11 protein-coding genes are annotated in these 9,529 nt (G+C 70.3%); 4 read left to right on the top strand and 7 right to left on the bottom strand.

The genetic code is table 11. The annotated features are described in order from the left end of the window. Positions 1-32: 32 nt before the first annotated feature. Entirely contained in the window at positions 33-377 is a 345-nt protein-coding gene (locus D7V80_RS38195; protein WP_014397701.1) for an antibiotic biosynthesis monooxygenase, read from the bottom strand. After that, positions 374-1,495, bottom strand: coding sequence for a cytochrome P450 (locus D7V80_RS38190; RefSeq protein ID WP_120592748.1), 1,122 nt, complete (start codon positions 1,493-1,495; stop codon positions 374-376). The genes D7V80_RS38195 and D7V80_RS38190 overlap by 4 nt, the downstream gene beginning before the upstream one ends. Positions 1,496-1,558: 63 nt before the next feature. Here D7V80_RS38190 and D7V80_RS38185 point away from each other — a divergent pair, with 63 nt between their 5' ends. Continuing rightward, entirely contained in the window at positions 1,559-2,242 is a 684-nt protein-coding gene (locus D7V80_RS38185; protein ID WP_120592747.1) for a helix-turn-helix transcriptional regulator, read from the top strand. On the opposite strand, the gene proC is transcribed toward D7V80_RS38185, so the two are convergent. Further along, positions 2,224-3,075 carry a pyrroline-5-carboxylate reductase gene (gene proC, locus D7V80_RS38180; protein WP_120592746.1) on the bottom strand — a complete coding sequence of 284 codons (852 nt, stop codon included), beginning with the start codon at positions 3,073-3,075 and terminating at the stop codon, positions 2,224-2,226. The genes D7V80_RS38185 and proC overlap by 19 nt on opposite strands. A 491-nt stretch (positions 3,076-3,566) precedes the next feature. Here proC and D7V80_RS38175 point away from each other — a divergent pair, with 491 nt between their 5' ends. Further along, on the top strand, positions 3,567-4,844 hold the full coding sequence (locus D7V80_RS38175; protein ID WP_120592750.1) for a FadR/GntR family transcriptional regulator: 1,278 nt from the start codon (positions 3,567-3,569) through the stop codon (positions 4,842-4,844). A gap of 19 nt (positions 4,845-4,863) precedes the next feature. Here the strand turns inward: D7V80_RS38175 and D7V80_RS38170 are convergent, their stop codons facing one another. After that, positions 4,864-5,640, bottom strand: coding sequence for a YdiY family protein (locus D7V80_RS38170; protein WP_120592745.1), 777 nt, complete (start codon positions 5,638-5,640; stop codon positions 4,864-4,866). A 143-nt stretch (positions 5,641-5,783) separates the two neighbouring features. On the opposite strand from D7V80_RS38170, the gene D7V80_RS38165 reads away from it, so the two are divergent. Next, entirely contained in the window at positions 5,784-6,671 is an 888-nt protein-coding gene (locus D7V80_RS38165; protein ID WP_120592744.1) for a PhzF family phenazine biosynthesis protein, read from the top strand. 153 nt (positions 6,672-6,824) lie between these two features. Continuing rightward, positions 6,825-7,496, top strand: a complete 672-nt coding sequence (locus D7V80_RS38160; RefSeq protein WP_120592743.1) for an Hsp20/alpha crystallin family protein — start codon at positions 6,825-6,827, stop codon at positions 7,494-7,496. A gap of 12 nt (positions 7,497-7,508) precedes the next feature. Here D7V80_RS38160 and D7V80_RS38155 read toward each other — a convergent pair whose 3' ends face one another. The 3 genes from D7V80_RS38155 to D7V80_RS42390 form a co-directional block, all read right to left on the bottom strand. After that, positions 7,509-8,204 (bottom strand): hypothetical protein, encoded by a 696-nt coding sequence (locus D7V80_RS38155; RefSeq protein WP_120592742.1) that lies wholly within the window; start codon positions 8,202-8,204, stop codon positions 7,509-7,511. Then, a complete protein-coding gene (locus tag D7V80_RS38150; protein WP_120592741.1) occupies positions 8,201-8,866 on the bottom strand; it encodes a hypothetical protein in 666 nt (221 codons plus the stop codon). The genes D7V80_RS38155 and D7V80_RS38150 overlap by 4 nt, the downstream gene beginning before the upstream one ends. Continuing rightward, positions 8,863-9,529 (bottom strand): Fic family protein (locus D7V80_RS42390; RefSeq protein ID WP_199738959.1); only part of this gene is annotated, 667 nt, incomplete at its 5' end. The genes D7V80_RS42390 and D7V80_RS38150, both read right to left, overlap by 4 nt.

The following is a 9,529-nucleotide window of genomic DNA, read 5'->3' as shown; positions in this document are numbered from 1 at the left end:
GGCGGGAAGACAGCCGCCGTGCGCCAGCCGCTTCAGCCGTGCACGGTGCGACTGTCAGCGGGCACGGCCGCCCGGTCCTTCAGGCCGTAATCCCTCACGACGTGCGCCACCCGCAGGCGGTAGTCGCTGAACACGCCTCCCCGGCCTTCGCGCTGGGCTTCACGGTGGGCCTCCAGTCGCCGCCATTCCGCCACCGCGGCCTCGTCGCGCCAGTAGGACAGGGACAGCAGCTTCCCCGGTTCGCTGAGGCTCTGGAACCGCTCGATGGAGATGAAGCCGTCGATGTCCGCCAGCAGGGGCCGCAGCTCCGCCGCGAGGTCCAGGTACCGCTGCCGATGCGACTCGTGTGCCCAGACCTCGAAGATGACAGCAATCATTCCAGTCCTCCCAGGACGCGGGTGTTGGTGGAAGTACGCCAGGTGACGGGGCCCGACAGCGGCGACAGGTCCAGGCCGCTCGCGAGCACGCGCTCCGCCGCCGCCGTGACCATCGCCGTCGCGAGCGAGGGCCCAGGACAGGCATGCGAGCCCAGGCCGAAGGTGAAGGTCTGGCGCCCCGCGCGCCGTGGAAGGAAGGCGTCGGGCTGGGGATTCTCGAGCGGATCCCGATTCGCGGCGGCGAGCACGACGACCACGGTCTCACCGGCTTCCAGTTCCTGACCCGCGACGAGCGCGGCGGCATGGGTGAAGCGTCGCGTGTTCTGGACCGGGGAATCGTGACGAGCCGCTTCCTGGACCATGTCGTCCATCGTGCACGCGCCCTGTGAGAGCTGTTCGCGCAGCTCGGGCATGCGAGCGAAGGCCCGCAGCGTCGCGCCCAGCAGACCTGCCGTCGCTTCATACGCCTGGGTGAGCAGGCCCACGGTGTTGGGAAGGCGCAGGTCCTCCGCGCCATGGCCTTCCATCAGCCGGGCCGCGAACGCGGTCCTCGCCGTGGACCGGAAACAGGCCGCCACGCGTTCATTCAGCCTCGCCGCACCCTCGCTGCCAACGGGGGGCCCGGCGACCGAGCGGACATAGGCATCCACGTCCTGCACGCTCGCCTCCAGCGTGTCTTCCGGGAAGCCCAGCAGCGACCCCAGCACGAACACGGGAAGCTGGAGGGCGGCGTCCGGCAGCCGTGACAGCGCGGGCGTTGCGAACAACCGAGCCGCCTGGCGGCGGCTCTCCGCTTCGATCTCCCGCAGCGCCAACGGCAGCGCACTTGAAAGTGTCTGTTTCACGGCGGGGTAGGGACCTCCGTCGTTCATCCGCACCAGCCGTCCAAAGAGGGCCCCCGCGGAGGTGCCCACCAGATGCGGAGGCACCGGCTCCGACCGCGGCCGGACCCGGCAGTGCTCGTTCGTGAGCACCGCGCGGACGGTGGCCGCATCCGCCGCGATCCATGGCCCGAAGCCGGGGATGCGGTGCAGGCCGCCCCGAGCTCGAAGCTCCGCGTAGTAGGGGTATGGGTCGGGGTGGGTGACGGCTTGATACGGGTCGGTCGGTGGAGTCATCGGTCCTCGTTGCCGGGCACTCTGCTGCCGTTGCCGTGTCCGTGTGCTAGGAAATGGTTCGTCATGGACCGAATGATGAATGCAGGGCCGGACCTCGCGACGCTGGCCACGGCCGTGGGAGACGCCACGCGGATCCGGATGCTGGAGTTGCTGATGGAGGGACGGGCGCTCGTCGCGAAGGAGCTCGCGTTCGGCACGGGCGTCAGCCCCGCGACGGCGACCGCGCACCTCCAGCGGTTGGAGCAGGCCCGGCTGATCCGCGCCACCCGGCAGGGTCGCAACAAGGTGTTCCGGCTCGCCACTCCCACCGTGGCGCGGATGGTGGAAGCGCTGATGACCGTGGCGGTCCGGGGACCCCGGGCTTCAGCGACTCCGGAGCCCCTGAGGGCCGCGCGCTACTGCTACGACCATCTGGCGGGCAGGTTGGGCATGGGCATCACCGACGCGCTGCTGCGGGCCGGGCACCTGTCCCTTCGCAAACGCGCGTTCGCGCTCACCCCGAGCGGCGAGGCGTGGTTCCAGGACTTCGGCATCGACCTGGCGCCCGTGCGCGAGCAGCGGCGCCACTTCGCCCACCGGTGCCTGGACTGGAGCGAGCGGCGAGACCACCTCGCGGGGGCGCTGGGCGCGGCGCTCGCGGACCGGGTGTTCTCATTGGGATGGGTGGAGCGTCAGCCCGACTCTCGCGGCCTCATCGTCACGCCTGGAGGCCAGCGGGGGCTCAAGCGTCACTTCGGCGTGCTGTAGGCCGCGGCGCTCGCGTCCGCGCGCTCCCGGGTGCGTTGGATGGCGACGGAGACCGCTTCGCCCACGACGCGAGGCAGACCGTGGGCATCCATCGCCTTCAGCCCCGCCTCGGTGATGCCTCCCGGTGTCGCGATCTCCGTGATGAGGCGAGGCGTGGTGGCGCCGGGCTCGGCCAGCAGCTTCGCCGCGCCAATGAGCGTTTCCTTCGCGAGCGCCGCCGCTTCCGCCGCGTCCATCCCATGCGCCATCGCGGCCTGGGCCAGGGTCTCCACGAAGCGGAAGACATACGCGGGGCCCGTGCCGCACACGCCCGTGCAGACCGTGAGGGCTTCCTCGGTCATCCACATCGGCCGTCCTGTCGCCGCGAAGACGGACTCGGTGGCCTGCCTCGCGGCCTCCGTCGCCCGGGTCCCAGCCGTCAGGGGCGTCACGCCCGCCCCCACGCGCACGGGCGTATGGGGCAGGGCGCGGATGACGGCGACGCAGGCGGGCAACGCCGCTTCCAACTGCGCGAGCCGCACATCCGCGGACAGCGACACCACGGCCTGCCCCGGTTCCAGGGCAGGGGAGATGACCGCCATCAGCTCCCGCAGCTGCACCTGCCGCACCGCCAGCAGGACCACTCCCGCGCCCCGCACTGCCTGCGCGTTGTCCATGAGGACGTGCACGCCGTGCCGGGAGCGCAGCTCCTCTCCACGTTCGGGCCGGCGCACGGTGACGCGCAGGTCCGACGGACGCACCTGGCCGGATCGCAACAGTCCCTGGATGAGGGCTTCTGCGATCTTGCCGCCGCCCAGGAGGACGACCGGGCCGGGGATGGAATGGGACGCCATCGCTGAAGCCTACCCTCAAGCGGGCCGCCCGAAGTTGCCAACAGCATCCGTGCTCCGGTGTTGCCCGCGAGGACGCGCGCCGTGGAGCGCAGCGGCGGACTGAGCGGGTGTGCTTCAACAAGTGCCAGGGTGACGCCACCGGCCGAGGCGCCCGCCGGGCCAGCACATTCCAAACCTGTCCGACAGTCGGACACGCTTCCCCGCATGAAGCCCAAAGGCCGCGCTGCTTCGCGGGGACGCGACGTCATGCATGCGCGGACGCGCAGGCGAGGCCAGGGATGGAGGTGCCCGCCGGGGCCCGGTTGCCTCAAAACCTGTCCGACAGTCGGACAGGTTTTCGCCACATGGCGCCCGCGAACTTGTCCGACTGTCGGACAGGTTTCTCGCCGTCCGGCCCCGGAGGGCGACCTCCTGGCTGGCAATGAGAATGGGGGCCGCATGGCCATGTCAGACCCCTGTGGTTGGATGGCGATGCTGGGACGAGGAGGGGAATAGGGATGGGACGGGGAGGACTCGTGGCCTATGTGGAGGCGCAAATCGAGCGCGATATCGCGCTGGGACGGTTGCCCCCGAGCGGGCAATTCGGCTCGGAAGCGAAGCTGGCGCGTCGCTATGAGGTGTGCCGGGGCACCATTCGCGAGGCGCTCCGGCGACTGGCCGCGCGGGGGCTGGTGGTGCAGCGCTCCGGACGCAAGACGCGCGCGGTGGCGCTGGATGAGTCGCTGACGTTGGAGAACCTGGGCCTGGCGCTGCATGACGCGCGCAACCCGGACGCCCGGTGGCTTCTGGAGGGCTACTTCAGCCTCAAGCGGCAGGTGCTGGTGGAGCTTCTGGCCGATTGCTGCGCGAGGGCGTCGGACCTCGACCTGGAGCGGCTGAGGAGCACGTGCTTCCAGCTCCAGGACGCGGCGCGCTGGGAGTCGGGGGCCAGCTGCGCCCAGGTGGAATTCGAGTTGCTGCGGCAGGCCGCGCGGGTGGCGGCGCGTCCCGGGCACGTGCTCCTCGTTCAGTCCCTGCAGCGGGCATTCCTCGGAGGCGCCGCCCAACTGCTGCCGCTCCTGGGCGGTGAGGCGCTGCGTGAGTGGGCGTTCCGCGTGATGGCGATCCTTCACGAGCGCGACGTGCAGGCGCTTCAGCACGAGTTGCCGACGCTGCTGAAAGCGTGCGACGAGCGCGTGCTGAACGCCTTTGCCCCCGCACCCCAGGAGCAGGCTTCACCCGAAGCCCCTCTCTCCCAGGAGGCATGCCGTGGCGTCCCAGTATCAGCCCCCGCGCAAGACACGGCACTGGGGGCACGGCCTGGCGTCGATGCGCCGGATCTTGGCGACCGTGCGCCATTCACCGTGCAGGAGACGGCGTTCGAGGTGCGTCCCCACATGGAGGAACCGTGCCTCGGCCGCCTCGATCCTGCCGCTGGGAACTCCGGCGCGCTTGGGATGGAAACCCATTCCCAGGAGGCGGTGCTCTCCATGGAGACGGCCATCGGGGCGCTGCTTCCTACCGCTCCGAGTCTCAATCCTGGCGAGCCAGGCGGGGTGTGGACCGAGGGGGAGGTGCCGGGCTCGGCCTTGAGCGAGTCATCCGACCGTCGGTCAGGTTGGGGCGCTTCCTCTCCCGAGGGTGACCTCCAGGCCGGGTCGCCACCCGACGATTCCCGCGGAGACGGTCGCGTCGCGGAGAGCGGGGAGGACGGACTGATTCACGGCGCACTGGGCCACTTGGGCCGATGGGCTTTGCGCCTCTGGTGCTCCATGACGCGTTTGTTGTGACGAACCTCTGGCCGCCCACTCAGAATTTCACGCCCACAGTGGTGCGCAGCTGCGTGTCCAGGGGCGGCACCGTCGCGGGCGGTGCGCTGTCATAGGTGAGGTTGAAACCGATGCCCACCGTGACGCGGGGATTGGGCGTCACCGCGAAGATCGTCTCGTTGAGCACGCGCAGGTCGGAGGGGCGGGTGACTCGCGGCTGGAAGTAGACCGTCTCCACGAGGTTGATGTTCTCCATCAGCTTCACCCGGGCCAGCAGATAGCTGGAGACTCGCGGGTCCATGTAGCGGTCTCCCGCGTCCGGCTCGCCGTCGTTGCGCAACCGTTCGTACTCCAGCATCAGCGCCACCCCGAAGGTGACTCCCAGGCGTTCCTCGTTGAGCAGGACGAAGCGCGGACCCGCGCCCAGCAGGGCCCGGAGCTGGAGCCGGCGGAACTCGTTGTACTCGTGCTGGGTGAAGACCTCGCCCGACACCGTGTCCGTGAACTGTCGCCGGTAGCGCACGTGCTCCAGCACCTGGCTGACGATTCGCTCCCCGCTGGCGAACGAATATTCACCGCGGATGACGCCCAGCCAGACGCCGCGGTCGGAGCGCAGCTGGCCCACCAGGGAGCCGCGGATGGAGAACAGCTCCGTGCTGCCCGTGCGCCAGTCGCCTCCCAGCTCGATGGCCGCGGCCGGCCCCGGCTCCGCCTTCTCGTCGAAGAGCGCCTGCACGTTGACGATCTGTGCCGCCGCGCCGCTCGCGTGGAGCAACGCCACCAGCACCACCCACCCACCTTGCTTCAGGAGACCCATGCACCACTGCTGTGCCTGCTTGTGCGCTCCTGTTCAACCCTGATGTGAGGGCTCCCGTGCGTCGGGCCAGCGCTTGACGCCAACGGTGGAGCGGAGCATGCCTGCGGCGTTGCCCAGGTCCTTGTCCCGTTCGGAGTCCGCCCATGCAGGTTCACATCATCGATGCCTTCACCCGTACTGCCGGTGCAGGAAACCGCGCGGGCGTGGTGCTCGACGCCTCGGCGCTGGATGTCCCCACGATGCAGCGGACCGCCGCGGCCGTCAGCGCGTCGGAGACCGCGTTCCTGCTGTCCCGGCCCGGCGACGCCACCGTGCGCCTGCGCTACTTCACGCCCGTGGATGAGATTCCCTTCTGTGGCCACGCCACGGTGGCCACCTTCCACCTTCTCGCGGAGAAGGGGCTCCTGCGCAGCCCGGGGACGTACACGCTGGAGTGCCCCGGCGGCACGTTCGGCATCGAGCTGGAGCCCCAGGGCACGCATGGGACTCGGGTGTGGATCGCCACGCCTCCGCCGCCCGCGCAGCCCAGCCCCGTGGCACTGGACGCGCTGATGGCCACGCTGGGCGGGACCGCGTCGCAGGTGGACCCGTCGCTGCCGGTGATCCGCCAGGGCCACCGGCTGGTGGTGCCCCTCCGGCGGCTCGCGGACCTGGAGGCCCTGACGCCGCGAGGCGCGGCGATGAACGCGCTGCTGATGCCGCACGGCTTGCGCGGCGTCTACCTCTTCACCCGCGAAGCGAAGGAGGAGGGGAGCGTGGCCCAGGCGCGCTACTTCGTCCCAGGCTTCGGCATCCTGGAGGATCCCGTGACGGGCTCCGCCGCGGGACCGCTCGCGGCCTGGCTCGCCGAGCACGGGAGCCTTCGCCTCCCGGAGCACGGCGGCACGGTGTCGAGCCGCATCGAACAGGGCGATACGCTTGGCAAGCCGGGCCGCATCGACATCCAGGTCACCGGGCGGCCAGGCCACATCGAACGCGCTCGCGTCGGCGGGGTGGCCCTCACCGTGATGGACGCCACGCTGCTCGCGTAGCGGGGGCCCGTGAATGCCAGCCCGCGGGGTCCCGGACCCTTGATGGTCCCGCCGTGCGCCTCCACGTTTGGAGTTGGGATGATTCCATCCCCGCTTGAGTGACCGGTGCGGTCCGGCGGCCGGGCGCCAGCCGGCTCCACCAGGGAGGACGTCATGGCAACCGACAACAGGAACCCAGGCGCGCAGGGGGGGCCCTCCTCCTCGCCCGCCGTGAAGAACGCCCAGGCCAACGCGCCGGGCGCCACCTCGCAGGGACAGGAGCCCAGGACGGGCGCTGGCATCAGCCGCCGCGAGTCCCAGGCCCCCGCCATCGGCAGGGAAGCGGCGCCCCTGAGCCCGTTCGGACTGCTGCGCCGGATGCTGGAGGACATGGACCAGCTCTTCACCGGCATGGGAGGCCGGGGCCTCACCGCCCGAAGCAGCGGCGTGCTGGACGAGGGCCTCTGGTCACCGCAGGTGGACGTGCTGGAGCGGAACGGAAACCTCATCGTGAAGGCCGACCTGCCGGGAATGAAGCAGGAGGACATCTACGTCGAGTTGCAGCCGGACCTGCTCATCATCGAAGGCGAGCGCTCCTTCGAGATGGAGGAGGAAGAGGAGGCCGAAGGCGTCTGGAGCCTGGAGCGCAGCACCGGGCTGTTCCGCCGCGCCATTCCGCTGCCGGAAGGCATCGACACGGAGTCGGTCCAGGCGAACTTCGAGAACGGCGTCCTGGAAATCTCCCTGAGGCTCCCGGAGGCGCTGCCCCAGGGCAAGCGCATCGAGGTGAAGGGAGGCTCGCGCGAGCAGGCCCGCCGGATGACGCGCGGCAAACCCATCCACTGAGGCGGGCGGGCGTCAGTGCGTGTGGCGACGGCCCTCGTCCTCCACGACGGCCGCCGCCACCTTCTCCGATGAAGCGCGAAGCTCCCACTCGGAAGGCGAGTGCCAGGACTCGAAGGCGAACAGCTTCCGCATCAGCTTCCCGGCCTGATAGCCAGGGCGCAGCCCGATGGCGTCGAACATCCAGGACAGCGCCTCGTCCGCGAAGGTGTACCAGGCCTCCTCGCAGCCCGTGGCCTCCATGGTGAGGTTCATCGTGGTGACGAGTCCATCCGCCAGGGCCAGCATCCGGATGTCATGGTCGTCCGGGCCCGAGGGCAGGTCCCGCTTCAGCGCCTGGAAGTGGGCATCCAGCTTGAACAGCCATTCGCGCGACCGCTCCAGCGCGTCGATGATGAGCTGGATGTTGGCTTCCACGCTCATGTTCGGCGTCGGCTTCTGTCCGAAGAAACGGTGGCACCAGCAGTAGCCGCCGAAGCTCTCATTGCCCAGATACAGCCCCGTCTCCGTGTACCAGGGCCCCAGGTTCTGGTGGAGCATCCGCTGGATGTGTTTCACCATCGTGGCGTGCTGCTCGTCCGTGAGCTTGCGCGTCCCCGGAGGCACGCGCGGCGCCAGGTATTCGCGCAGCATCCGGATGAGTTTCTCCGGGTCATACCCCTCCAGGCTGTCGCGGATGAGCAGCCAGTGCCCCAGGGGCGACCGGCTCATACGGCCACCTCCGCCACCCGCGCCGCCGCCTCACGGAGAGCCTCCGGGGGAGGCGCGATCCAGGACGTGAAGACGAAGGCGCTGTCCAGCTGCTCCAGCGTGGCCTCCGACAAGGGCAGTCCCATCGCCTCGATGCACCACGTCATCGCGTCCTGCGCGACCTGGTACCAGGTCTCCTCGCAGGACGTCGTCTCCGCCGTCAGGTCCACGGTCCGCACCAGCCCTTCCGCGAGCGCCTTCGCCCGGAGGGCCTTGTCGTCAGCGGCCGCCTCAAGCTGACGGCGCGAGGCCTGATACACGCCGTCCAGCGCGTACAGGAACGAACGGATCCGCTCCAGCGCCTCCAGCATGAGCTGGATGTTCTCATCCACGTCCCACGTCCGATGCGGCGGGTTCTGGTTGAAGAACGAGTGACACCAGCAATAGCCCCCCAGCACTTCATTGCCCAGGGGCAGGCCGCTCTCGACGTACCAGGGACCCAGCTCGGCCTGGAGCAGGTCCTTCACGACGTTCTGCGCCTGCTTGAGCCGGCTGGCGTGGATGCTTCCGGTGCGCAGGGGGGCCAGGGCCTCCCGCAGCCGGGACGCCAGCGATTGCGGCGAGTAGGCATCCAGGCTGTCGCGGATGCGGCGCCACGTGAAAGCCGAAGCGTCACTGCTCATTCAGGCACCTCGTTGCGGCACGGGGCGTCCGGCCCCGCGATGGTCCGGGCCAGCAGCCTTGCCAGCCGCGTGTAGTTCACCGCGTCTCCCGGACGCTTGGGCCACAGCACCACGGGCGCCAGCGGTGGCGTGGGCAGCCGGCCCCGGCGCAGCATGTATTCCAGCCACAGCCGCGCCGCGCGGGCGTTGCCGTCCGGGAAGGGGTGGAAGAAGCACAGGTCCAGGTACAGCCGCGTGGCATGCGCCACCGGGTGACGCTCCTCCCGCGCGTCCGCTTCCACCTTGTCGCGGAAGGCCGCCTCCAGGCCGGGCGCGTGCGCATAGCGGTGTGCGCCCCCCCACGCGAAGGCGTCCCCGGCGCGGAAGCCCGTGGGTCCGCCCAGGAGCTCCGACTGGACCTCCACCATCCAGGCGAAGGTCAGCGGCTCGCCCGCGTCCGCGAGCCGCCGCACCCGGGCCAGGGCCCGCTCGAAGCGCTCCGTCCGCGCCGGCCCCTGGACTTCATGGGCCGGTGCGTCATGGCGGTGCAGGAAGTCCTCCTGGGCCCCTGTCTCCCGGAAGGGCTGCCGCGCCGCCGCCGCCAGGTCCGCCCGGAGCGAGGGCAGCGCCCAGTCCAGGGCGCGCGTGGCCTCCCGGTGGGGCGTGAGCTGCTCGGTGGGGGAC

This window comes from Corallococcus sp. CA054B, assembly GCF_003611625.1.
Lineage (GTDB): Bacteria > Myxococcota > Myxococcia > Myxococcales > Myxococcaceae > Corallococcus > Corallococcus coralloides.
Note: the sequence above shows the minus strand (reverse complement) of the source record. Positions and strands in the feature narration are given on the sequence as shown.